The organism is Salmonella sp. SA15303, assembly GCF_029962125.1.
Taxonomy (GTDB): domain Bacteria; phylum Pseudomonadota; class Gammaproteobacteria; order Enterobacterales; family Enterobacteriaceae; genus Salmonella; species Salmonella enterica.
The window spans coordinates 391,691-416,460 of record NZ_CP123924.1; the positions used below are offsets into that span (position 1 = coordinate 391,691).

General features: G+C 54.7%; 20 protein-coding genes. 13 read left to right on the plus strand and 7 right to left on the minus strand.

Annotation, left to right across the window (positions count from 1 at the left end; translation table 11 throughout):
- The first annotated feature begins 70 nt into the window (after positions 1-70).
- The 12 genes from QEN31_RS01755 (at position 71) to trpS (ending at position 10,356) form a co-directional block, all read left to right on the plus strand.
- Positions 71-850 (plus strand): hypothetical protein, encoded by a 780-nt coding sequence (locus tag QEN31_RS01755; RefSeq protein ID WP_000874739.1) that lies wholly within the window; start codon positions 71-73, stop codon positions 848-850.
- The gene (locus QEN31_RS01760) at positions 850-1,389 is read left to right on the plus strand and encodes a PilN domain-containing protein (RefSeq protein WP_000951390.1); all 540 of its coding nucleotides are present in this window, start codon (positions 850-852) and stop codon (positions 1,387-1,389) included. Before QEN31_RS01755 ends, QEN31_RS01760 begins: the two co-directional genes overlap by 1 nt.
- A complete protein-coding gene (locus tag QEN31_RS01765) occupies positions 1,373-1,846 on the plus strand; it encodes a HofO family protein (RefSeq protein WP_000992487.1) in 474 nt (157 codons plus the stop codon). The genes QEN31_RS01760 and QEN31_RS01765 overlap by 17 nt, the downstream gene beginning before the upstream one ends.
- Positions 1,836-2,237 carry a HofP DNA utilization family protein gene (locus QEN31_RS01770; RefSeq protein WP_327258371.1) on the plus strand — a complete coding sequence of 134 codons (402 nt, stop codon included), beginning with the start codon at positions 1,836-1,838 and terminating at the stop codon, positions 2,235-2,237. The genes QEN31_RS01765 and QEN31_RS01770 overlap by 11 nt, the downstream gene beginning before the upstream one ends.
- A complete protein-coding gene (hofQ, locus tag QEN31_RS01775) occupies positions 2,152-3,390 on the plus strand; it encodes a DNA uptake porin HofQ (RefSeq protein ID WP_000832815.1) in 1,239 nt (412 codons plus the stop codon). The genes QEN31_RS01770 and hofQ overlap by 86 nt, the downstream gene beginning before the upstream one ends.
- 464 nt (positions 3,391-3,854) lie before the next feature.
- Positions 3,855-4,376: a shikimate kinase AroK gene (aroK, locus tag QEN31_RS01780; RefSeq protein WP_000818621.1), complete on the plus strand. Its 522-nt coding sequence runs from the start codon at positions 3,855-3,857 to the stop codon at positions 4,374-4,376.
- A 56-nt stretch (positions 4,377-4,432) separates the two neighbouring features.
- Complete coding sequence (gene aroB, locus QEN31_RS01785; RefSeq protein ID WP_000439824.1) at positions 4,433-5,521, plus strand: 3-dehydroquinate synthase; 1,089 nt, start codon at positions 4,433-4,435, stop codon at positions 5,519-5,521.
- Positions 5,522-5,618: 97 nt separating this feature from the next.
- A complete protein-coding gene (gene damX / locus QEN31_RS01790; RefSeq protein WP_000343156.1) occupies positions 5,619-6,896 on the plus strand; it encodes a cell division protein DamX in 1,278 nt (425 codons plus the stop codon).
- A 180-nt stretch (positions 6,897-7,076) separates the two neighbouring features.
- Entirely contained in the window at positions 7,077-7,913 is an 837-nt protein-coding gene (gene dam, locus QEN31_RS01795) for an adenine-specific DNA-methyltransferase (RefSeq protein WP_000742132.1), read from the plus strand.
- A gap of 17 nt (positions 7,914-7,930) precedes the next feature.
- Positions 7,931-8,608 carry a ribulose-phosphate 3-epimerase gene (gene rpe, locus QEN31_RS01800; RefSeq protein WP_000816284.1) on the plus strand — a complete coding sequence of 226 codons (678 nt, stop codon included), beginning with the start codon at positions 7,931-7,933 and terminating at the stop codon, positions 8,606-8,608.
- Positions 8,601-9,359: a phosphoglycolate phosphatase gene (gene gph / locus QEN31_RS01805; RefSeq protein WP_000359655.1), complete on the plus strand. Its 759-nt coding sequence runs from the start codon at positions 8,601-8,603 to the stop codon at positions 9,357-9,359. Before rpe ends, gph begins: the two co-directional genes overlap by 8 nt.
- A complete protein-coding gene (trpS, locus tag QEN31_RS01810) occupies positions 9,352-10,356 on the plus strand; it encodes a tryptophan--tRNA ligase (protein WP_000165562.1) in 1,005 nt (334 codons plus the stop codon). Before gph ends, trpS begins: the two co-directional genes overlap by 8 nt.
- Positions 10,357-10,500: 144 nt before the next feature.
- Here the strand turns inward: trpS and QEN31_RS01815 are convergent, their stop codons facing one another.
- Complete coding sequence (locus tag QEN31_RS01815) at positions 10,501-10,671, minus strand: YhfL family protein (RefSeq protein WP_000472323.1); 171 nt, start codon at positions 10,669-10,671, stop codon at positions 10,501-10,503.
- Between the two features lie 313 nt (positions 10,672-10,984).
- Here QEN31_RS01815 and tnpA point away from each other — a divergent pair, with 313 nt between their 5' ends.
- Positions 10,985-11,443 (plus strand): IS200/IS605-like element IS200F family transposase, encoded by a 459-nt coding sequence (gene tnpA, locus QEN31_RS01820; protein WP_000502119.1) that lies wholly within the window; start codon positions 10,985-10,987, stop codon positions 11,441-11,443.
- A gap of 131 nt (positions 11,444-11,574) precedes the next feature.
- On the opposite strand, the gene bigA is transcribed toward tnpA, so the two are convergent.
- From bigA to tsgA, 6 genes are all read right to left on the minus strand, one after another.
- Complete coding sequence (gene bigA, locus QEN31_RS01825; protein WP_442985484.1) at positions 11,575-17,454, minus strand: autotransporter adhesin BigA; 5,880 nt, start codon at positions 17,452-17,454, stop codon at positions 11,575-11,577.
- Between the two features lie 337 nt (positions 17,455-17,791).
- Positions 17,792-19,165, minus strand: coding sequence for a siroheme synthase CysG (gene cysG / locus QEN31_RS01830; protein ID WP_000349895.1), 1,374 nt, complete (start codon positions 19,163-19,165; stop codon positions 17,792-17,794).
- Positions 19,166-19,176: 11 nt separating this feature from the next.
- Positions 19,177-19,986, minus strand: a complete 810-nt coding sequence (gene nirC, locus QEN31_RS01835) for a nitrite transporter NirC (protein WP_000493569.1) — start codon at positions 19,984-19,986, stop codon at positions 19,177-19,179.
- Positions 19,987-20,251: 265 nt separating this feature from the next.
- On the minus strand, positions 20,252-20,578 hold the full coding sequence (gene nirD, locus QEN31_RS01840; RefSeq protein ID WP_000084814.1) for a nitrite reductase small subunit NirD: 327 nt from the start codon (positions 20,576-20,578) through the stop codon (positions 20,252-20,254).
- On the minus strand, positions 20,575-23,118 hold the full coding sequence (nirB, locus tag QEN31_RS01845) for an NADPH-nitrite reductase large subunit (protein WP_000049249.1): 2,544 nt from the start codon (positions 23,116-23,118) through the stop codon (positions 20,575-20,577). Before nirB ends, nirD begins: the two co-directional genes overlap by 4 nt.
- A 262-nt stretch (positions 23,119-23,380) precedes the next feature.
- Entirely contained in the window at positions 23,381-24,562 is a 1,182-nt protein-coding gene (gene tsgA / locus QEN31_RS01850) for an MFS transporter TsgA (RefSeq protein WP_000185211.1), read from the minus strand.
- Positions 24,563-24,770 lie beyond the last annotated feature (208 nt).

Consider the following 24,770-nt stretch of genomic DNA (forward strand, 5'->3'; position numbering starts at 1 on the left):
GTAGTATAAAGGCAAGCCAGACGCATTGATATACCCGTTAACGCGACGGGTGATAAGGAGATCGACCGTTATGGCTTTTAAAACCTGGCAAATAGGATTGCATATTCAGCAGCATGAAGCGCTGGCCATCGCCGTTATTCGCGGCGCATCGGGCTGGTCCCTGCAACGTTGGTGGCGACTGCCGCTGATGAACGCCTCCACGGCAGAGGGTACGATTCCTGACCCGCAATCGCTGGCTCACGTACTGCGACCCTGGAGCCGCGAGCTGCCGCTACGTCACCGTATTTATCTCTCTTTTCCCGCAAATCGGACATTGCAACGCGCTTTTCCACATCCGCCGATGCGTCTGCGGGAACGTGAGCAAGTCGCATGGCTTTCACAAACGATGGCGCGTGAGCTGGATATGGATCCGGACTTATTGCGTTTCGACTTTCAGGACGATGCGCTGAGCCCCGCGTTCAACGTTACCGCCGTGCAAAGCAAAGAAATTTCAGCGCTGTTAACGCTGGCGCAAACGCTCAATGTGCGCATCGCTGCTGTAACGCCCGATGCCTGCGCGTTACAGCGCTTGCTGCCGTTTATACCTTCGGGGCGGCAATGTCTGGTCTGGCGCGATGAGAGCCAGTGGCTGTGGGCGACGCGCTATGCGTGGGGGCGTAAATCGGCGCGCGAGGCGACGACGCTGCATGACCTTGCCGCAACATTATCCGTCGTGCCGGAACATATTTCGTTATGCGCCGAGGGCGAATTCGACCCCTGGCGCGCCGTAACCGTCCGCCAACCGCCGGTTCCGCCGGACGGTTATCGCTTTGCGATTGCGCTGGGTTTAGCCATAGGGGAGATACGCTGATGGCGCATTCTGTCAATTTGCTCCCTTGGCGGCGCCAACATTACGTAGCGCGTCTGCGGCTGTGGTGCGTGGTATGGGGCGCGTCCCTGCTGCTGATAGCAAGCCTCGCGACGATCGCCCGGTTGGTTTTTTGGCAGGAGGGGAGGATTAATGAACTGCTACTGACGGCGGAAAACGGACGCACGACGGCGCTTGCGGCGAACATACCGCAGTTGCAGCAGCGTCAGCGACAGCAACAGGCGCGATTACAACGTCAGGCGCAGCGTGAACTGACGCAAGCATGGCAATCTATCTTGACTGACCTTGCCAACCTGTTGCCAGAACAGGCATGGCTGACAAGCCTCAATTATCAGCAAGAGACGCTAGAGCTGGAAGGGCTGGCGAGAACGTTTGACGCCCTGCTCACGCTTGAGACATCGCTTCGTCACTATGTCAGTTTTCCGCTAAACCGCACGGGCGCCACGCGGCAGGATGCGCAAGGGCGCTGGCAGTTCCATTATCAGTTAACGAGGAGCGCCGCCCGTGAACGCGCTCTTTGATATCTGGTACGGGATGTCGCGCCGTGGTCGGGTTTTTTGTTGGTGTGCAGGCGTGCTGTGCCTGACGCTGACGGTTGCGTTATCTGTGGGCTACCCCGGCTGGAAGACGCTGCATACGCAACAAACGCGGTTAAGCCAGCAGCGCGAGGCCGCCCGGCAACAGTGGCGTCATCTGCGCCGTCTGAGCGTCGCGGCTGAACCGCTGTTCGGGCGCACCGTGGAAAATCCGCGTCCTTTTTCGCCGTTAGATTTCCAGGCGCCTCCCCTGCGTTTGCTGCACTGGCAGCCATCGGCGCAGGGGGGAGAAATGGCGCTGAAAACGTCCTGGGATGCGGTGCCGTCGCTGTTTGTCCGGTTGGCCGAAAGCGAGATGAGCGTAAGTCGGTTTTCATTGCGTAAAGAGGGGGCGGAATTATTGATGACGCTGCAACTGGAGCGCCTGGCGAATGAAGGCTAGCCGCGGTGTATTGCTCTGTTTTTGTTTGCTGACGTTGACGGGAATGCGCGATCCCTTCCGCCCGCAGGAAGATCGCTGCCGGATAGCGGAACTCTCGCAGTGGCGGTATCAGGGCGCGGTGCGTAAAGGCGAGCGATGGACAGGCATTCTTAAAGACAGCCAGCAAAAATGGCGACGAGTGGAAGAAGGGCAGACGCTGGAAAACGGTTGGACGATTGTCCGCCTGACGGCGGAAGCCTTAACGTTAACGACCGGTAAAAATTGTGCGCCGCCGCAGTGGCGGTGGCTACGTCAGGGAGCGGACAATGAAGCGATGGATAGCCATAATACTGATAGCCTTGATGCCCGCCGCGCAGGCGGGAAAAGCGGCGAAAGTGACGCTGGTGGTTGACGACGTCCCTGTGGTGCAGGTTTTGCAGACTTTAGCCGAGCAGGAGCGGCAGAATCTGGTGGTGTCGCCGGACGTCAGCGGGACATTATCGCTACATCTGACGGATGTGCCGTGGAAACAGGCGCTACAGACGGTGGTCAATAGCGCGGGGCTGGTGCTGCGTCAGGAGGGGAATATTCTCCATGTTCATTCACAGGCCTGGCAGAAAGAATACAGTGCGCGGCAGGATGCCGAGCGGTTAAGGCTTCAGGCTAATTTACCGCTGGAAAACCGCAGCATTAACCTGCAATACGCCGATGCCGGCGAACTGGCGAAAGCGGGCGAGAAACTCCTGAGCGCGAAGGGAACCATCATGGTAGATAAGCGCACCAACCGCCTGCTGTTGCGCGATAACCGCGCGGCCCTTGCGGAGCTGGAAAAATGGGTATCGCAAATGGATCTGCCGGTGGCGCAGGTGGAGCTGGCGGCGCATATCGTTACCATTAACGAAAAGAGTCTACGGGAACTGGGCGTAAAGTGGACGCTGGCTGACGCGACGCAAGCGGGCTCGGTGGGTGACGTGACGACGCTTTCCAGTGATTTATCTGTCGCCGCCGCCACCTCACGCGTCGGGTTTAACATCGGGCGCATTAACGGACGCTTGCTGGATCTGGAGCTGTCAGCGCTGGAGCAAAAGCAGCAGTTGGATATTATCGCCAGCCCCCGGCTGCTGGCTTCCCATCTGCAGCCAGCCAGTATCAAGCAAGGCAGCGAAATTCCTTATCAGGTTTCCAGCGGCGAAAGCGGCGCGACCTCCGTGGAATTTAAAGAAGCGGTGCTGGGAATGGAGGTGACGCCCACCGTTTTGCAAAAAGGGCGCATCCGCCTGAAGTTACATATCAGCCAGAATGTCCCCGGTCAGGTACTACAACAGGCTGACGGCGAAGTGCTGGCGATAGATAAACAGGAAATTGAAACGCAGGTAGAGGTAAAAAGCGGCGAGACGCTGGCGCTGGGCGGTATTTTTTCGCGAAAAAATAAATCGGGTAGCGATAGCGTGCCGCTGTTGGGGGATATTCCCTGGCTTGGTCAGCTCTTCCGCCATGACGGTAAAGAGGACGAGCGACGCGAATTAGTGGTGTTTATCACCCCCAGACTGGTGGCGACAGAATAATTTATGCATAAAAAAGCGCTGTTTTTGCACTGAACGCATCTGCGGGATTTGACGTGCGGATGTATTTAGCATACAAGGAGTACCGATTTGAGAGTCGTGCTTTTCGTTGCTTACGCATTGATTAATGCGCTTTGCCTTGCCGAAGGTGTGCATAAGACCGATGATAAACGGCTGAATGTCCGCTGATGCAGACGTATTGGTTCTGCGGATTGCGCACAATTGTTTGAAAGTAGAGCAATTTGTAGGCCGGATATGTTGTTCTGGTCGCCATTCGGCAACGCTAACTCGGGTTTTGCAACAATCAGGCTTGGTGATTTATTCAGTTGCCAAACCCGCTTGAGTATTGAGATAATTTTCAGTCTGACTCTCGCAATATCTTATGAGGTTTCAGTTCATGTCCTGCTGCGCTGGGTGTCTGTGAAGCGGGTTTACCATTAACGAATAGTCTTAGTAGTACCGAAAAAATGGCAGAGAAACGCAATATCTTTCTGGTTGGGCCTATGGGTGCCGGAAAAAGCACTATTGGGCGCCAGTTAGCTCAACAACTCAATATGGAATTTTACGATTCTGATCAAGAGATTGAGAAACGAACCGGAGCTGATGTGGGCTGGGTCTTCGATGTTGAAGGTGAAGACGGCTTCCGTAATCGTGAAGAAAAAGTTATCAACGAATTGACGGAAAAACAGGGTATTGTGCTGGCAACCGGCGGTGGCTCTGTAAAATCGCGTGAAACGCGTAACCGTCTCTCCGCGCGTGGCGTCGTGGTCTACCTTGAAACGACCATCGAAAAACAACTGGCGCGCACGCAGCGTGATAAAAAACGCCCGCTGTTGCAGGTTGAAGCACCGCCTCGCGAAGTTCTGGAAGCGCTGGCTAACGAACGCAATCCGCTGTACGAAGAGATTGCCGACGTCACCATTCGCACCGACGATCAAAGCGCTAAGGTTGTGGCAAACCAGATTATTCATATGCTGGAAAGCAACTAATTCAAGCAGAATACGCTGGGTAAGCGGGCACAAGTAACTAAGGTGGATGTCTCGTCATGGAGAGGATTACAGTCACTCTCGGGGAACGTAGTTACCCGATCACCATCGCGGCTGGTTTGTTTAACGAACCAGCTTCATTCTTGCCGCTGAAATCAGGCGATCAGGTCATGTTAGTGACCAACGAAACCCTGGCGCCGCTTTATCTGGACAAGGTTCGCGGCGTACTCGAACGGGCGGGCGTTAACGTAGACAGCGTGATTCTTCCTGACGGCGAGCAGTATAAGAGCCTGACGGTGCTGGATACGGTGTTTACGGCGTTACTGAAAAAACCGCATGGTCGTGATACCACTCTGGTCGCGCTTGGCGGCGGCGTGATTGGCGATCTCACCGGTTTTGCGGCGGCCAGCTACCAGCGAGGCGTACGTTTCATCCAGGTACCAACTACCTTACTGTCGCAGGTTGATTCTTCCGTGGGCGGGAAAACCGCCGTCAACCATCCCCTTGGCAAAAACATGATTGGCGCGTTTTACCAACCCGCTTCTGTGGTTGTCGATCTTGATTGCCTGAAAACGCTTCCCGCACGCGAACTGGCATCGGGGCTGGCAGAGGTGATCAAATACGGCATTATACTCGACGCAGACTTCTTCACCTGGCTTGAGGGTAATCTGGATGCGCTATTGCGTCTGGACGGCCCGGCGATGGCGTACTGTATTCGCCGTTGTTGCGAGCTGAAAGCCGAAGTTGTTGCCGCCGACGAGCGTGAAGCGGGCTTACGTGCTTTACTGAATCTTGGACATACCTTTGGCCACGCCATTGAAGCGGAAATGGGATATGGCAATTGGTTACATGGTGAAGCCGTTGCCGCAGGTATAGTGATGGCTGCGCGCGCATCCGAGCGTTTGGGGCAGTTCAGTTCTGCTGATACGCAGCGCATCATCGCGCTACTCGAACGGGCCGGGTTGCCAGTCAATGGCCCTTGCGAGATGTCCGCGCAGGACTATTTGCCGCACATGCTGCGAGATAAAAAAGTGTTAGCGGGGGAGCTGCGTTTAGTGCTTCCGCTGGCCATAGGGAAAAGTGAAGTGCGCGGCGGAGTGTCGCACGAAGTCGTTCTTAGCGCGATTGCTGACTGTCAGCAGGCGTAACAACAAGAAAGGTCAGACTGATATTGCGTAGCTGTCAGTCTTTTAGCTTCAGGTTATGTGCAATGTCGTAAGCATTAACCTTTGAGTGGGGTGTTAAATGGATGAATTCAAACCAGAAGACGAGCTGAAACCCGATCCCAGCGATCGTCGTACTGGTCGTTCTCGTCAATCTTCAGAACGCGATAGTGAACCGCAGATCAACTTTGATGACGTTGATCTGGATGCCGACGATCGCCGTCCGACGCGTACGCGTAAAGCGCGTAGTGAAGAACCTGAAGTTGAAGAAGAGTACGAATCCGATGAAGACGATACGGTGGACGAAGAGCGTGTTGAACGCCGCCCACGTAAGCGTAAAAAAGCGGCCCATAAGCCAGCCTCTCGTCAGTACATGATGATGGGCGTTGGCGTACTGGTGCTGCTGCTGTTGATTATCGGTATCGGCTCCGCGCTGAAAGCCCCCTCAACGTCTTCCAGCGAGCCGTCGGCCTCTGGCGAAAAGAGTATCGATCTTTCCGGTAACGCCGCCGACCAGGCGAATGCGACCCAGCCTGCGCCGGGCGCCACCTCCGCAGAACAAACCGCGGGCAATACGTCGCAGGATATTTCGTTGCCGCCGATTTCTTCAACGCCGACGCAGGGACAGTCGCCTGTGGTCGCTGACGGTCAGCAGCGCGTGGAAGTGCAGGGCGATCTGAATAATGCGCTGACGCAGAATCCAGAGCAGATGAACAATGTTGCGGTGAACTCTACGTTGCCGACAGAGCCTGCAACCGTCGCGCCAGTTCGCAATGGCAGCACGACGCGTCAGGCGGCGGTTAGCGAACCTGCCGAGCGTCATACCACGCGTCCGGAACGTAAACAGGCCGTCATTGAACCTAAGAAACCGCAGACCACGGCGAAAACCACCACTGCGGAACCGAAGAAACCGGTCGCGCCAGTGAAACGCACGGAACCGGCAGCGCCAGCCGCGACGCCGAAAGCGACCACCACGACGGCTGCGCCGACAGCGACGGCAAGCGCTGCGCCGGTACAAACCGCGAAGCCAGCGCAAGCCTCGACGACGCCTGTCGCAGGCGGCGGGAAAAGCGCCGGCAACGTTGGCGCATTAAAGAGCGCGCCATCCAGCCACTACACATTGCAGCTCAGTAGTTCTTCAAATTACGACAACCTGAACGGTTGGGCGAAGAAAGAGAACCTGAAAAATTATGTGGTATACGAGACGACGCGTAATGGACAACCGTGGTATGTGCTGGTAACGGGGATGTATGCTTCGAAAGAAGATGCTAAACGTGCGGTGTCCACCTTACCTGCCGATGTGCAGGCGAAAAACCCGTGGGCAAAACCGTTGCATCAGGTTCAGGCCGATCTGAAATAATCCAGGCTGTGTCCTGCAATTGCCTGTGAGTGTCGCTGACAGCTATTTTTGTTCAGGACAGGCGCGAGGGGCGCATTTGCTACCGTCAAATGCGCCGTAAAGCAACGCGGCACAGCCTAAAGCGCAGGATGCTGTCGGAGCTTTCTCCACAGCCGGAGAAGGTGTAATTAGTTAGTCAGCATGAAAAAAAATCGCGCTTTTTTGAAGTGGGCAGGGGGAAAATACCCTCTGCTTGATGATATCAAACGACATTTGCCAAAAGGCGAGTGCCTTGTCGAACCTTTTGTGGGTGCCGGATCGGTGTTTCTTAACACCGACTTTTCTCGTTATATCCTCGCCGATATCAACAGCGACCTTATTAGCCTCTATAACATCGTGAAGTTACGTACTGACGAGTATGTACAGGCTTCGCGCGAGCTGTTTATGCCTGAAACTAACCAGGCTGAGGTCTATTACCAACTCCGCGAGGAGTTCAACACCTGCCAGGACCCCTTTCGTCGGGCGGTACTGTTTTTATATCTGAACCGCTACGGTTATAACGGACTCTGTCGCTATAACTTACGCGGGGAATTTAATGTACCGTTTGGTCGTTATAAAAGACCTTACTTCCCGGAAGCGGAGTTGTACCACTTTGCAGAAAAAGCGCAGAATGCGTTCTTTTACTGTGAGTCATACGCAGACAGTATGGCGCGTGCGGACAAGTCGTCGGTGGTCTATTGCGATCCGCCTTATGCGCCGTTGTCCGCCACGGCTAACTTCACAGCGTATCACACCAATAGTTTTAGCCTGACGCAACAAGCGCATCTGGCGGAAATCGCTGAGAATCTGGTCAGTAACCGGATACCGGTGCTCATTTCCAACCATGATACGGCGCTCACACGCGAGTGGTATCAACTCGCAAAATTGCATGTCGTCAAAGTTAGACGCAGTATAAGCAGCAACGGCGGCACACGTAAAAAGGTGGACGAACTGCTGGCTCTGTACCAACCAGGAGTCGCAACGCCTGCAAGAAAATAATTCTCAAGGAGAAGCGGATGAAACAGTATTTGATTGCCCCCTCAATTCTGTCGGCTGATTTTGCTCGCCTGGGTGAAGACACCGCCAAAGCGCTGGCTGCCGGTGCTGATGTTGTACACTTTGACGTCATGGATAATCACTATGTGCCGAACCTGACTATCGGCCCGATGGTGCTGAAATCCCTGCGTCAGTACGGTATTACCGCGCCTATTGATGTCCACCTGATGGTCAAGCCAGTCGACCGTATCGTGCCCGACTTTGCCGCCGCTGGCGCGAGCATCATTACCTTTCACCCGGAAGCCTCCGAACATGTTGACCGCACGCTACAGCTGATTAAAGAACACGGCTGTAAAGCGGGGCTGGTATTCAACCCGGCAACGCCGCTCAGTTATCTCGATTACGTCATGGACAAACTGGATGTGATCCTGCTGATGTCCGTGAACCCAGGCTTCGGCGGCCAGTCTTTTATTCCGCAGACGCTGGATAAACTGCGCGAAGTGCGTCGCCGCATTGATGCGTCCGGTTACGACATTCGCCTGGAAGTGGACGGCGGCGTGAAGGTGAACAATATCGGCGAGATCGCCGCAGCAGGTGCGGACATGTTTGTTGCGGGGTCGGCAATTTTCGATAAACCCGACTATAAAAAAGTGATTGATGAAATGCGCAGTGAGCTGGCAAAGGTAACTCATGGATAAGTTGCAGAATATTCGGGGCGTCGCCTTTGATCTTGACGGCACGCTGGTGGATAGCGCGCCGGGTCTTGCCGCGGCGGTGGATATGGCGCTGTATGCGCTGGAACTGCCGGTCGCGGGCGAGGAGCGCGTGATTACCTGGATTGGTAACGGCGCAGACGTATTGATGGAACGCGCGCTGACCTGGGCTCGCGAGGAGCGCGCCACGCTGCGTAAGACGATGGGTAAACCGCCCGTTGATGAAGATATTCCTGCCGAGGAACAGGTACGTATTCTGCGTAAGCTGTTCGACAGGTATTATGGCGAAGTGGCGGAAGAGGGCACCGTTTTATTTCCCCATGTCGCCGACACGCTGGGCGCGCTGCACGCCAGCGGATTGTCATTAGGTCTGGTGACGAATAAGCCGACGCCGTTCGTCGCGCCGTTGCTGGAATCGCTTGATATCGCCAAATACTTTAGTGTGGTTATCGGCGGCGATGATGTGCAAAATAAGAAGCCGCATCCGGAGCCGCTGTTGCTGGTGGCAAGCCGGCTGGGCATGATGCCGGAGCAGATGCTTTTTGTCGGCGATTCGCGTAATGATATTCAGGCTGCAAAAGCGGCGGGCTGCCCTTCGGTTGGCCTGACATACGGCTACAATTATGGCGAAGCGATCGCTCTTAGCGAGCCGGACGTCATTTATGACAGTTTTAACGATCTTTTGCCCGCACTTGGGCTTCCGCATAGCGATAACCAGGAAATAAAAAATGACTAAGCCCATCGTTTTTAGTGGCGCACAGCCCTCAGGTGAATTGACCATTGGCAACTATATGGGGGCATTGCGTCAGTGGGTAAACATGCAGGATGACTATCATTGCATCTACTGCATCGTAGACCAACATGCTATTACCGTGCGTCAGGACGCGCAGCAGCTACGTAAAGCGACGCTGGATACGCTGGCGCTGTACCTGGCATGTGGTATTGATCCTGAAAAGAGCACTATTTTCGTTCAGTCCCATGTGCCGGAACATGCGCAGCTTGGCTGGGCGCTGAACTGCTATACCTATTTCGGCGAGCTGAGCCGTATGACGCAGTTTAAAGATAAATCTGCGCGCTATGCGGAAAACATTAACGCCGGCCTGTTTGATTACCCGGTGCTGATGGCGGCAGACATTCTGTTGTACCAAACCAATCTGGTGCCGGTAGGCGAAGATCAGAAGCAGCATCTGGAACTGAGCCGCGATATCGCCCAGCGTTTTAACGGGCTGTATGGCGATATTTTCAAAGTACCGGAACCGTTTATTCCCAAATCCGGCGCGCGCGTGATGTCGCTGCTGGAGCCGACAAAGAAAATGTCCAAATCGGACGATAACCGTAATAACGTGATCGGCTTGCTGGAAGATCCGAAATCGGTAGTGAAGAAAATCAAACGTGCGGTCACTGACTCCGACGAGCCGCCGGTGGTGCGTTATGATGTGAAAGAGAAAGCGGGTGTCTCTAACCTGCTGGATATTCTTTCCGCCGTGACCGGTCAGAGCATTCCTGAACTGGAAAAACAGTTTGAAGGTAAAATGTATGGCCATTTGAAAGGCGAAGTGGCGGAGGCGGTTTCCGGAATGTTGTCTGAGTTGCAGGAGCGCTATCACCGTTTCCGCAACGACGAAGCGTTCTTGCAGAAGGTGATGAAAGACGGGGCGGAAAAAGCCAGCGCACGTGCGGCCGAAACGCTGAAAGCCGTTTACGAAGCCATTGGCTTTGTGGCGAAACCGTAAGGGTTATTGCGTGCCCGATGGCGCTAGCTTATCGGGCCTACCAACGAGCGTAAGTTGGACAAGGCACCTGTGCCGTACCGTTTATCAGACCTGTAAAAAAACCGGGAAAATCCCGGTTTTTTTGTATCTGCGCAGTCGTTTCTATTATTGATCGGCAGCCGGGCCGCAACCGCCAATAATTTTAGAAATAGAAATTGCAGGGTGCAGCAAATAATCGTAGCTGCAGTTATTTTTTTTGTTTTCGATATGACCAGTACAAGCAGTGAGCGTCGCCAGAACCCCTGCCACAACGGCAATTTTTACAAATTTAAACATTTCAAAATCCTTGTTGATAAAACGAGCACTACTGGTGGAATAAATATAAGATCTATTTAGCGTATAGTACGATAGCAATTAATGAATCATCCAGGTAGTCCAAATAAGGACTTTATCTTTACCAGGGGATATGATTTAAAAAGGCCGCTTAATAATAAGCGGCCTTTATTGTCTATGGAAAACCCCCAGCTAGGCTGGGGGTTCCGGAAAGCTTTCAGCTTTAAGCCAGTTATTAAAACCCCTTTTGATTTGTTAAAACATCTTGCGGTCTGGCAACTGCAAAAGTTCAACAAGAAATCAAAAGGGGGTCCCAATGGGGGACGAAAAGAGCTTAGCGCACACCCGATGGAACTGTAAATATCACATAGTTTTCGCGCCCAAATACCGAAGACAAGCGTTCTATGGAGAGAAGCGTAGGGCAGTAGGCAGCATATTAAGAAAATTGTGTGAATGGAAAAACGTACGAATTCTGGAAGCAGAATGTTGTGCAGATCATATTCACATGCTTCTGGAGATCCCGCCGAAGATGAGTGTGTCGAGTTTCATGGGATATCTGAAGGGTAAAAGTAGTCTGATGCTTTACGAGCAGTTTGGGGATCTAAAATTCAAATACAGGAACAGGGAGTTCTGGTGCAGAGGGTACTATGTCGATACGGTGGGTAAGAACACGGCGAAGATACAGGACTACATAAAGCACCAGCTTGAAGAGGATAAAATGGGTGAGCAATTATCGATCCCGTATCCGGGCAGCCCGTTTACGGGCCGTAAGTAACGAAGTTTGATGCAAATGTCAGATCGTATGCGCCTGTTAGGGCGCGGCTGGTAAGAGAGCCTTATAGGCGCATCTGAAAAACCTCCGGCTATGCCGGAGGATATTTATTAGTGTTATATAATGTCGTTTATTTAACGAAATGTTTTCTTAACGTTAAGCATAAAGCCTTTATCGCTGATACCGTCTTCCTTCCACTGGTAGGCATCCAGATGTAGCGCGGTATCATTGCTGCTGTATTTCACGCCGATGGTTGCCAGACCATTAACGCCGCCGCCTTTTTGACCGTCATCCACGCCGAACGATTGACCCGCCGCACCCTGTAATGACGCTGTACGCTGGCTCTTGCTGTAGCTCAGGTTCGGGCCACCTTCCAGGGTAGCGGTGGCGCTCCAGCCGTCTTTCCCGGCGTAATCCAGCTTCAGGCCGACAATAGAGTCTACCGCCGTTTCGTTGCCAGAGTTCATCGACAGGTTAAAATCTCCGGCGCTGCGCTCTTTGTAGCCATCTTCCATGGTGTGACGGAATTTCACCCCGGCATACGGCGTGACTTTCAGCGCATCGCCCATCATGGTGAAAGTTTTCGCCCCTTCACTGCGAAACTCAAGGTACTGCTGACGCATGTCGGAATCGGCAATTTTGTTGACATCGCCATAGGCAACAGAACGGCTGCTGTCGAGGTTATGCACGTCATAGCGTAGGCTGTTGTTCCACGCCAGACCTTCATCAAACGCCATGCTGTGCTTCAGGCCAAAGAACTGGCTGTAGCCGCCTGTCAGGCCGTTATCGCCCGCAGTTTTCGAACCGTCGCCATCCAGACGCGCAATACCGTACTCCAGCGTCAGATTCTGGCTGGCGGTGAGATCCAACGTCTGGCGTAATGCCAGCATGTCGTACTGGGTGTCGTTGCCCAGCTCCGCACGTGGGTCGCCTTTCGCCACCACGTTGAACGCCAGACCATCTTTAATTTGCGGCGCGGCGTCGGCCAGCATGGTAAAGCGGTTGCTGAGTACACGCGCTTCACGGAATACCGTGGTGGCTTGAGCACCGCTCACCTGCTTGAGTGCGCTGTTCAGCTCGGCGGTAGTCCCCACATTAAGGCTGGTGTACAGCTCGTTGTTGGTGTAACCGGCGTCCAGCGCCTGCGCCACGTCGCTTACCGAGCTGTCGGTCGCCACATCGGCATAGGCGTTTTTGGTCATGGTGACGTCAACGTTGCCGTCGGCATCCTGGCTACCCTGGGCGTTCCACACCACGCTGGTGGAAGTGATGTTGTCCGCGCCCTGGATATTGCTGCCGGTGAAGGCGTTATCCACCACCACGGTGGTATCCGCCGTACCGCTGGTAAAGCCGGTATCCACCTTCACGTTGTCGCCAATCACCAGGTTATTGGCTTTCAGCGTACCGGAGCTACCGTCGGCGTTGGTGCCAACAATATAGTTGGAGAGCTGCTGCGGCGCGTTGGGATCCGCTGGCGGCGTCGGGATGCTGCCCTCGGTCGGGGCGGTAGTCGCATCCGGGATGACGATGTCCGCTGTCCCGTTATGGTCGTTCTGCGTGCCCGTAGTACCCGGCGCGTAGATGTCGCAGCCGCTGTCGCACAGCAGGTTGATTTCGCCGTTGTTGATGATGGCTTTGGTCTTGCCGCCAAACGCATACGAGTCATCCGCGTAAACGTTGATCACGCCGTCTGCGGTGTTGTTTATGGTGGTGGCATTACCGTTGCCCTTGATGCCGATAAGCCCGGTGCCGTTGGTGCCGTCCTCCTTGCCCTGCTCGGTACCGACGTTGATGGTGCCGCTATTGACCAGGTTAATGACATAACTGCTGGTGCCGCCGCTAATCGCCACGGCGTTATCGCCCTGCACGTTGATAGTGCCCTGGTTGCCGAAGTTATAGCCGCGGCCCAAATTGATTAGCGGCGCATCCGGGTTAATACCGTTAATCACGCCGGTTGCGGTGTTCCAGATCCATTTGGGGTCATTGCTGCCGTTGACCGTGGTGATGGCGCTGTAACCGTTAGTGGCGGTGATGGTGCCGCTGTTCACCTGGGTCAGCGAATCGTTGGCGCGCGTCAGATTGATGATGGTGTTCTCGCCGCCTTCCACCGCGCTGCCGCTGTTGGTAAGCGTAGCGTCCTCTTCGTTATAGAAATAGAAGCTGCCGCTGACCAGCGATTTGCCATCTTCCGCCACCGTCATATCGCCAGTATTGACGATTTCCTGCTGGTAGCTGGTGCCCGCTATGGAGCCGGTGAAATCGCCGTTATTGTAAAAAGTGACGTCGCCATTAAGGGTTAACAGATCGGTGGTGATGCTGCCGTCCGCTTCATTAAAGAGGCTGTGCCAGGTGGAAATAGCGTCCGCGTCCAGCGTCCCGTAGTTAGCCAGCGCGTTAGCCCCGCCGTTAATCGTCACGGTGCCGTTGACGGTGAGCGAGGCGCCCGCTTCGTTGTACAGCCAGCCCCCGTTAACGTCCACATCGCCGTTCAGGGTTTCAGTACCGTAGTTGGCCAGCGTACCGGCGGTGAAGAAACCTGTGTCGGAGGTCCTGGTGTCGCTGTCGCCGCTGCCGGGCAGAGACTGAATCCAGATTTTGTCCGTTGGCGTGCCGCCCATGTGTGAATCAGTATCATCCATCGGGCTGCCGTTAAGGTTGATAGAGCCGTTATTGATGATGTAGCTGGAACTGTCGCTCAGAAACGCCTGGCCGTAATCGGCGTCGATGTTAATCACGCCGCTGGTGTCGTTGACGACGACGCCGCCGTTGAGCGCCGCCATCCCGACCAGCTCGTCTGCCTGACCGGTCACGCCGTCATCGGCGGTCAGGGTGATCACGCCCTGGTTAATGGCGGTGCCGCCATTAAGCGCCATCATGCCGAACCCGGCGTTGTTGACGGTAATGTTGCCGGTGTTGATGGCGGTGGCGTCGCCATCGGCATCGGTGGAACCCGCCACCATTCCTGAGCTGGTGAGATAGAGCGATGATGGCTGCCAGTAGCTGGTGCTGGTGATGTTATTTTCATCGTCCAGCGTCGGGACAAGGCCATCCAGATAGATATTGCCTTCGTTTAGTGCTTTACCTCGGCTGGCGGTAACGCCATATACACCTGCCCCCTGCAAATGGATCGTGGCGCCCTCATCGTTAACGACATCGCCATAATCCGAAGCCATCATGGCGTAAAAGGTGTGGGTGTACCATTTCAATGGGTATACTTCAATACCGCCACTGCCCTGCGGCGTCTGATCAGAAATGAGGGTGATATCGCCGCCGGCTTTGTTATGAACAGCCGATCCCTCGCCACTAGCCCTTGTGATGGCTGCACGATCCTCACTACTGTTGCTACTGGTCGCGTAGACCAGAATATCTCCGCTGTTGCTGACTTCCGAGCCGTTATCTGCGCGAATGACGGAATACACGCCATGGCTTGTAATATCGCCTTTATTTTCAATTGATGTGCCTTCGCCATCAGCCATCAGCAACGCGTTGTAGGTGTAATAGCCTGTGGGTATATAACTGACATTAACGTCAACAACTGAGTCATCACCCAGAATCAGGGAGCCGCCGTTGTTGACCCGCGCCAGTACAACGTGCCCCCCCACTACCGTGTTGGTATCAATGGTAGAATGACCGTTTAGCGTAACGGTACTGTTACCGCTGACGCTGATGCCGGTAATGTCTGCAGAGGTTCCATCAAGTGGATCCTCGCTGTGGGTGATATTAATACCGCCGTCAATCTCAACGTCGTTATCATCACCTGTTACGCTCAGGCCAACAACGTCCAGGTATTGTCCGCCGGTGGCGGACAGATCGTTGTCATCAATATTCAGCGCGCCATTAAGGGTAACGGTATTGCCGTTACCGCCGACGACAACGCCGGTTAACGGGGGAGCCCCGGCAGCCAGATCATCCTGCCCGTAGTCGGCGCTGATATTTACGTTGCCGGTGATATCAACGGCGTTGCTGTCGCCGCTCACGCTCACCCCTGTCGCTGAGCTAAACACGCCTTCGCTGTCCTGGACTGAGACAACGTTAATATCGCCATCCAGCGTAACCTGCGACATATCGCCGCTCACCAGCGCGCCGGTGCCGTTAAGGCTGACGTCAATATCCCCTTTGTTTTTGAAGGTGTTTTTTTCGCCTGCAACCACAAAACCCACCGAGTCCGCATCACGTACGGTGGCGTTGCCGGTATTTTTTGCTTCATTTCCGGTGCCATAGGTGATGATGCCCATCGCGCCGTCGGTGACCAGCAGATCGCCCGCCTGGGTCAGGCTGCCGTTGTCGCCGTTGATAATCACGGCGGCAGAGCCCGCGCCATCCACCGCGATATCACCGGTATTGGTGGTATGGGCGTCGTCGCCGTCAATGCGCGTACCGACGGCGCCGCCAGAGATAGTTTGATTACCTTCGTTGATAACGAGCGCGTTGTCGCCTTCGATATACAGCGCCGTGGCGTCTGCGCCGCTGACGGTAGTGCTCCCGGCGTTATCGATAACCACGTTGTCGCCGGTAATGTGGCCGCCGGTGCCTCCGTCGGTGATGGTCATATCACCGTCATTGTTGACGCGGGCGTTATTGCCGTCAATGACGGTGCCGGTGGAGCCTGCGCCGCTGATGTCAGAGGTACCGGTATTCTTAATCGTGGCGTTGTCGCCGTCGATGATGATGGCGGTGCCGCCGCCGCTCACGGCAATGTCACCGGCGAAATTGGTGGTGGTGCCGTTGCCGGAAATCAGCGCGCCGGTGGCGTTGTCCACCGTGGAGTGGCCCGAAATGGTGTTGGTGGTGCCGTCACCGGAGATAACCATGCCGGTGGCACCGTCGGTCACACTGGAGTCCCCGGTGAGCGTGTTGACGGTTCTATCGCCGGAAATAATCACGCCGGTGCGATCCTGGCCGCTGATATCCATGCCGCGATCGGAATTATGCGCCTGGTCATCGCCGCTGATAACGGTGGTGTTATCGTCGGCAATAATCAGATAGCCCCGGCTGTCGTACTTCCAGTAGAGACCGTTTTCCTGGGTGCCTTCAATCACGGCGGCATTGGCGTCGGTCACGTCCCAGCCGGTGACGTTCAGCGTTTTACCGTCCGCGGTGGTGAGCTGCCACTGGTTGTCCTGTTCTGAATAATTCCACACGGCACCCTCAAGAACGCTGCCGTTATCCAGTTTGAAGCTGTCGAAGGTCAGGGTGTCTTTGCCTTTATCGATGGTGACGCCGTTGCTGAAGGTAATAACAGAGTCATCTGGGGGCGTGTCGTCGTCATCGCCGCTATCATCGGGCGGGGTTACATCGTCATCGCCGCTATCATCGGGCGGGGTCACATCGTCATCGCCGCTATCGTCGGGCGGGGTTACATCGTCATCGCCGCTATCGTCAGGCGGGGTCACATCGTCATCGCCGCTATCGTCGGGCGGGGTTACATCGTCATCGCCGCTATCGTCGGGCGGGGTCACATCGCCATCGCCGCTATCGTCGGGCGGGGTCACATCATCATCGCCGCTATCGTCGGGCGGGGTTACATCGTCATCGCCGCTATCGTCAGGCGGGGCCACATCGTCATCGCCACTATCGTCGGGCGGGGTCACATTGTCATCGCCGCCATCGTCGGGCGGGGTGACGTTGCCGCCATCGTCGGGCGGGGTGACGTTGCCGCCATCGTCGGGCGGGGTGACGTTGCCGCCATCGTCGGGCGGGGTGACGTCGCCGCCATTATCGGGCTTAGGGGGGGTATAAGAATGATTAGAATCTCCGCCACCGTTATTTTCAACGCCAATAGCCACACCTGCGACCAATGCAGCAACGCCGCCAGCAACCCAGCCCCAGTGATTATCATTTTCAGGTGTAGCAAGGCAGGTCGGTGAGAGTTTTGCGCGTTTTTCTTTAGGCAGGGAGGAGATATTACTGGGACATTCTTTTTCATCATCGTTATTTTCTGCGGCGATGGCCGGAATGTAATAACTTTGTAGCGTTAAAGCGATAGCGATAGAAATAAGTTTTTTCTTTTGCATAGGGTTCATCCTTAATTAATATTTTCCTTGCGTACTAAACATATGCAGAGAGCGGTACAGGCAATGATGAAATGGCCAGAAGAAAAATTATGCTTTAGTGTTTATTTTATCACCCGATAACCAGGTCAGGTCAAATTGAGTGCTTAACGGTGTTATTTATTGTATGAATGAATAAGAGGTGAATTTGACGAGTAAAAGGGTTTTTAGGCAGAATTATTATTATTTAAATTTGTCCGGTGTATTTAAAGTTAGTTTCTTAATTCACTTTTAAGTAAAAATAATTTGAGATTACGAGTAGTTGTAAAATAAAGCCCTGAATAACAGGGCGTTATTTTAATTAATGATTAGAGAACCAATTTAATTTATCGCGTAAGGCTACCACGCGACCAACGATAATCAGCGCCGGGCTTTCAACCTGTTGCGCTAATTCACCGAGCTGCGTCAGCACACCGTGGACGACGCGTTGCTTCACGGAGGTACCGTTTTCTACCAGCGCAACCGGCATATCGGCCTGCATACCGAATGCGATCAGTTTTTCCTGGATAGTCGCTGCCTGATTCAGCCCCATGTAGAACACCAGCGTCTGTTTTTCTGCCGCCAGGTTTTCCCAGTCCAGCTCGCCGCCGGTTTTCAGGTGACCCGTGACCAGACGTACGCTCTGGGCGTAATCGCGATGAGTTAGCGGAATACCGGAGTAGGCGGAGCAGCCGGAAGCCGCGGTAATCCCCGGCACTACCGAGAAAGGAATACCGGCATGACACAGCGTTTCCAGCTCTTCGCCGCCGCGACCAAAGATAAAGGGATCGCCGCCTTTCAGGCGTACCACGCGTTTACCTTTTTGCGCTTCACGCAGCAGGATCTGGTTGATTTCCTCCTGTGGGACGCAGTGGTAACCCGCGCGTTTCCCCACAAAGACCCGATCGGCATCGCGGCGTACCAGGTTCATAATGTCGTCGGAGACGAGGCGATCGTAAACCACGATATCCGCCTGTTGGATTTGTTGTAACCCTTTCAGCGTCAGCAGTCCGGCATCGCCCGGCCCGGCGCCGACCAGCACGACTTCGCCACGGTGATCCAGCGGTTCGCTAAACAGGCGTTCGGTTGTCGCGTTAACCGCTTTCTCATCGGCATTCGCCAGCGACTGCGCCAGCCGGTCATTGACGAAAAATTTTTCCCAGAAGCGACGACGCTCGCCCATCGTGGCAAACTGCTTTTTCACTCGGGCGCGGAGTTGCCCGGCATAGCGCGCGACCTGCCCCAGATGCTGCGGCAGCAGCGATTCCAGTTTCTCGCGCAGCAGACGCGCCAGCACCGGGGAGGTGCCGCCCGAGGAGACGGCGACCATCAGCGGCGAGCGGTCAATAATGGAGGGCATGATAAAGCTGGCGGCTTTCGGCGCATCCACCACGTTGCAAAAGATACGGCGTGACTCCGCCGCGTCGCTGACGCGCTGGTTGACGGTATCGTCGTCAGTGGCCGCGATCGCCAGCCAACACGAGTCGAGAAGCGTTTCGTCGAACGGTCCCTCAACCAGAGTCAACATGCCTTCATTTGCCCATACGGTGAACTGTGGAATAAAGGTTAGCGCATTGACCGTTAAACGTGCGCCTGCTTCCAGCAGTAACCGTGCTTTGCGTTCTGCGACATCGCCACCGCCGACGATCAGACAGTCGCGGTCGCGTAATTGACAAAATATAGGCAAATGGTCCACGACATTACCCCTTAATTATTGGCAGCAGCCTCTGGCTGATTGATTTTTGCCGGAGCCGGACGCTCCGATTTTGGCGTAGCATACCAATAACCCAATCCCATGAATACGACACCGGACAAAGTATTACCGAGTGTCACCCACAACAGGTTATGACCAATTCCGGCCAGGGTATAGGCGTCGCTGTGATGACCAAACCAGGAGAGGGCGAACAGCGTCATATTCGCGACGGAGTGCTCGTAGCCGGAAGCGATAAACGCCAGCAGACACCACCAGATAGCAAGAAATTTTGCCGTGCCTTCGGTGCGGATTGCCATCCAGATTGCCAGACAAACCAGCCAGTTACACAGCGCGCCTTTGAAGAACAGTACCGTGGCGGGCGCGGTGGTTTTCGCCAGCGCGACTGAGTGAACGATGCTGGTATCGACCGGCAATAAACTGCCGCCGCCCCAGCTGTAAAGCAGGGCGACAAACACGGAACCGACCAGGTTGCCGAGCCAGGTTTGCGGCAGGATAGCCCACATTTGACCGTGGCTGATGGTGCCTGCTTTGACGCCCAGCGTCAGGAACATGGTGTGGCCGGTAAACAGTTCGGAACCGGCGATGATGACCAGCGTTAAGGCGATACCGAAGGTGGCTCCCATCACCAGAGGACGTACGGACGGGTCGAGCAGATTGCCGAGGGTGAAAATAAGAATGATGCCGAGACCGACATAAGCCCCGGCCATTGCCGAACTGACCCAGAAGCCGAGCGGATTATTCGCCGACAGGCGTGCGATGCGCGCAGCGTTAGCCGCACACTTATTGATAGTGTCTGTAAACATTTGATTATCCTTTTCTCACTTCATCCTTTGCACTGCCTCTTTGTTGGCTGCCCTCGCTCACCCCAGTCACATAGTGAACTATGCTCCTGGGGATTAATGAGGGACATCCTTGTCCCTCACCGAAGGCAGCCAGCGGCTGTTCAAATTCGTTCCTGACGAATTTGTTGCTCAGTTGCCGCCGCGATGCAGTACAAATGATTTTGTGATAACAATTAAAATGAAAAAAAATACAAAAAAGGGGAGGCGTTGCGCCTCCCAAAAATAATTAACCGCGCAACTGCACCACGCCGTCTTTTACCCGCGCGTCGTAATGTTTCACAGAAAACTGCTCATCTTCCATGCATAAACCATCGCTCAGGCGGAAGCGCTGCTTTTTCAACGGGCTGGCGACCCACAGTTCGCCCTGGTGTTCCGCAATCAGCCCACGAGACAGCACACTGGCCTCAAAGAACGGGTCGATGTTGCTGATCGCAAACACCTGATCGCTATGGTAAGGACGGAAAATTGCCACCTGCTCGCCGCCTGACAGCGCGCAGACGCCGGTTCCCGGCAGGATGTCATCGATTTTGCAGATGTTTTGCCACTGACTCATGCGTTTTCCTCCACCAGAGTGACCGGGATACGTTCATACGGCGTGGCCGGACGATGCTGTTCACGTTCAGGCACAACCTGGACGTTCGGGTCGCGTTTGTCGCTGTTGATAAAGTGCTTAAAGCGAACCTGTGCGGATGGGGTGTTAACGGTTTCTGTCCACTCGCAGACCACCGCTGCGCGCAGGCGCGCCATCTCTTCTTCCAGATGTTCGTTCAGGCCCAGCTTATCGTCGATGATGACCGATTTCAGGTACTCGATGCCGCCTTCCAGATTATCCAGCCACGGCGCGGTACGGGTCAGTTTGTCGGCAGTACGGATGTAGAACATCATAAAGCGGTCGAGGTACTTGATCAGCGTGTCGCGATCGAGATCGGCTGCCAGCAGATCCGCATGACGCGGTTTCATCCCGCCGTTACCGCAGACGTACAGGTTCCAGCCTTTCTCCGTGGCGATGATACCCACATCTTTGCCCTGCGCTTCCGCACATTCACGGGTACAGCCGGAGACGCCGAATTTCATTTTGTGCGGGGTACGAATGCCTTTGTAGCGGTTTTCCAGCTCCACGCCGAAACCGACGCTGTCGCCCACGCCGTAGCGGCACCAGGTGCTGCCGACGCAGGTTTTCGCCATCCGCAGCGCTTTGGCATACGCGTGACCGGTTTCGAAACCGGCTTCAATCAACTGACGCCAGATTTCCGGCAGATCGTCTTTTTGCGCGCCAAACAGGCCGATACGCTGAGAACCGGTGATTTTGGTATAGAGGTTAAACTCGCGGGCGATACGACCCACGGCCACCAGACCTTCCGGGGTGATTTCGCCGCCCGCCGAGCGCGGGATCACCGAGTAAGTACCGTCTTTCTGGATATTCGCTAGGAAGTTATCGTTAGTATCCTGTAGCGGCGTGTGCTGCGGCTTGAGGATGTATTCGTTCCAGCACGACGCCAGCAGCGAACCGACGGTCGGCTTACACACTTCGCAGCCGTAGCCTTTACCGTGTTTCGCCAGCAGTTCTTCAAAGGTTTTGATACCTTCCACGCGGATTAAGTGGAACAGTTCCTGACGAGAATAAGCAAAGTGCTCGCACAGGTTGTTGTTGACTTCAATACCCTGTTTCGCCAGTTCGGCGTTCAGTACCTGCGTCACCAGCGGGATGCAGCCGCCGCAGCCGGTTCCGGCTTTGGTTTCCGCTTTCAGCGCCGCCACGGTATGGCAGCCTTTATTGATAGCGGCGATCAGATCGCCTTTAGTCACATCGAAGCAGGAGCAGATCTGCGCGCTGTCCGGCAGTTTATCCACGCCGATAGCGGGTTTACCACTGCCCGCGTGCGACGGCAGGATCAGCGAATCCGGGTTTTCCGGCAGTTCGATGGCGTTCAGTACCAGTTGCAGCAAATTGCCGTAATCGCTGGTGTCGCCGACCAGTACTGCGCCGAGCAGCGTTTTGTTATCTTCGCTGACAATTAGACGTTTGTAGACTTCTTTGCTTTCATCGAGGTAAACGTAACTACGCGCGCCCGGCGTGCGGCCATGCGCGTCGCCGATGCCGCCGACGTCCACGCCCAGCAGCTTCAGCTTGGCGCTGAGATCCGCCCCTTCAAAGGCGTTTTCACTGCCGAGGATGTGGTCAACGGCGACCTGGGCCATTTTATAGCCTGGTGCGACCAGACCGTAAACGCGGTTGTTCCAACTGGCGCACTCGCCGATAGCGTAGATATCCGGGTCGGACGTCTGGCAGGTGTCGTTAATCACGATCCCGCCGCGCTGCGCGACGGCCAGACCGCACTGGGTAGCCAGCTTGTCGCGGGGGCGAATACCGGTAGAGAAGACGATGAAATCGACTTCCAGCTCGCTGCCGTCGGCAAAACGCATAGTCTTACGCGCTTCGTTACCCTGCTGAACAATCTCTTGCGTGTTTTTACTGGTGTGTACACGCACGCCCATGCTTTCGATCTTGCGACGTAGCTGCTCGCCGCCCATCTGATCGAGCTGTTCTGCCATCAGCATTGGCGCAAATTCAATGACGTGCGTTTCCACGCCGAGGTTTTTCAGCGCGCCAGCGGCTTCCAGCCCCAGCAGACCGCCGCCGACCACCGCCCCGCGCTTGCTGCGACGGGCGCAGGCTTCGATAGCGTTGAGGTCTTCAATGGTACGGTAAACGAAGCAATCCTGGGTTTCGGAGCCTTTAATCGGCGGGATCCACGGATAGGAACCGGTCGCCATGATCAGCTTGTCATAATAAACGGTACGACCCGCGCTGGAGTGAATCACTTTCTCCTGACGGTTAATGGTAATTGCGCGTTCGCCAACCAGTACCTTTACGCCGTGCTTCTCGTAAAATCCTTCACGCACCAGAGAGAGCTCTTCCGCGGTGTGGTGAGAGAAGTAGGATGACAGGTGGACACGGTCATAGGCTTTACGGGGTTCTTCACAGAACACGGTAATGTCGAACAGGCTAGCGTCGGATTTATCAAGGAGATCCTCAATAAAGCGGTGGCCGACCATACCATTACCGATAATAGCGAGTCTGACTTTGCTCATTTTTGCCTCGATTTCTTTTCTATTACCGCCTACCTTAACGATTCAGCAACCCCGCTTATTGATGTAAATCAAATTCACCTTTATATACCTCTTAATGGGTATATGGCTGATTTGTCTGGATTTTTATAAGTGGCGGAATTGTCAGGCTTTTCAGGTTTGTACAAATAACATACAAAATGAGGGGTTTTTAGACCAACAGGCCTACCCCGTCAGGAGGGGGGATAGAGTGCCGGAGGGCGATGTCGCCATCCGGCAAGGATTATCAATGCGTAGCCGGCGCGCTATGCTGACGATGACGGGATACAAAGCCGAGCGCAAAGCACATCACAAAGACCACCGCATACAGACCATTCGCGGTGAGTAACGCCGCCTGTGGGCCGCTGTGCGCTACAATCGGGCCGGTGACGACGAAGGTCAGCATTGTTCCGATGGTGCCGCAGGTCAGAATGAAGTTAACCAGCTTAGGCGAGGCCACTTTCGTTTGCTGCGATCCCAGCGTAATGATGGAGGTATAAATGGCGCTGGAGAAGAAGCCCAGCGTCAGAATAAACCACGGCATATGCGCCTGCGTGCCGGTAATAAACAGATACATCAGTACCGCCGCCATACCCGCCAGTACGGTCAGAATGCGTTGCAGATCGAAAAAGCGCAGGATAAAGCTGAACGCCCACATGCCAAACATATAGGACATCCAGAAATCACTCACCAGCGCCCCGGCGTCATTCAGGCTCATGCCGAGGCCTTTGGCGTATTCCGGCACCCAGGAGATAAAGCCTAATTGACCGAGGATATAGCACAGCGCGGCGACGGCCAGAAACAGTACGCCAATGCCCCATTTTTCTTTGACGACAGGCGCCTGAGAGTGCTGCGCATGTTTACCCAGCGCCGGAAATTCACAGCCGAAGGTCAGGATGAAAATCGCCAGGTAGACCAGGCCGATGCAGGCGTAGACCCAGTACCACTCAATACTACGCGCCAGCAGGAAGGCGGCGACCATAGGAAAAATCATCCCCGCCATGCTGAAGAAGGAGTCGGTAAACAGCAGTCGGGAACCGCGCTGACGCCCTTCATAAAGTTGCGTAATCAGGAAGGTGCCAATCGACATGGTGATCCCGCTGACCAGCCCCAGCACAAACATCGCCGCTGAGAACAACGCCAGGCTATGGCCGAACATCAGCCCGGCCACCGCCAGCACCATCAGGATAAAACCAAAGCGTAGCTGTGTTTTCAGCGGGATGATTTCCATCAGCCACGCATTGAGGAAGATCGAGATCAAAATCCCGGCGTTCAGAAAAGTAAAGGTGTTACTCATGCTGGAAACGGGCAGATGAAAATAGTCTGCGATATTTCCCATCACCATCCCGGTGACAATCACCAGCGCCCCGGTCAGGGCGTAGGAAAGAAAGCTGATCCATGTGAGCTTGATGCGGTTGCTGTTAGTCATGTCTGGCCTTGAAGAGAAGTGAAGCGCGTGGAGGGCGCGTTAAGCGGGCAGATTTTAGGCGCTTTTGTGATGCATTTAAATAATTATTAGTGATAGTAATGTTCATTGCATTTTTTAATGTGATGTTTGTCACATCATATTGCAAGAATACGGCGTTGCGTCGTAACGTTACATTTGTTTCATATACGTAAAATTAGGTAAAGGGCTG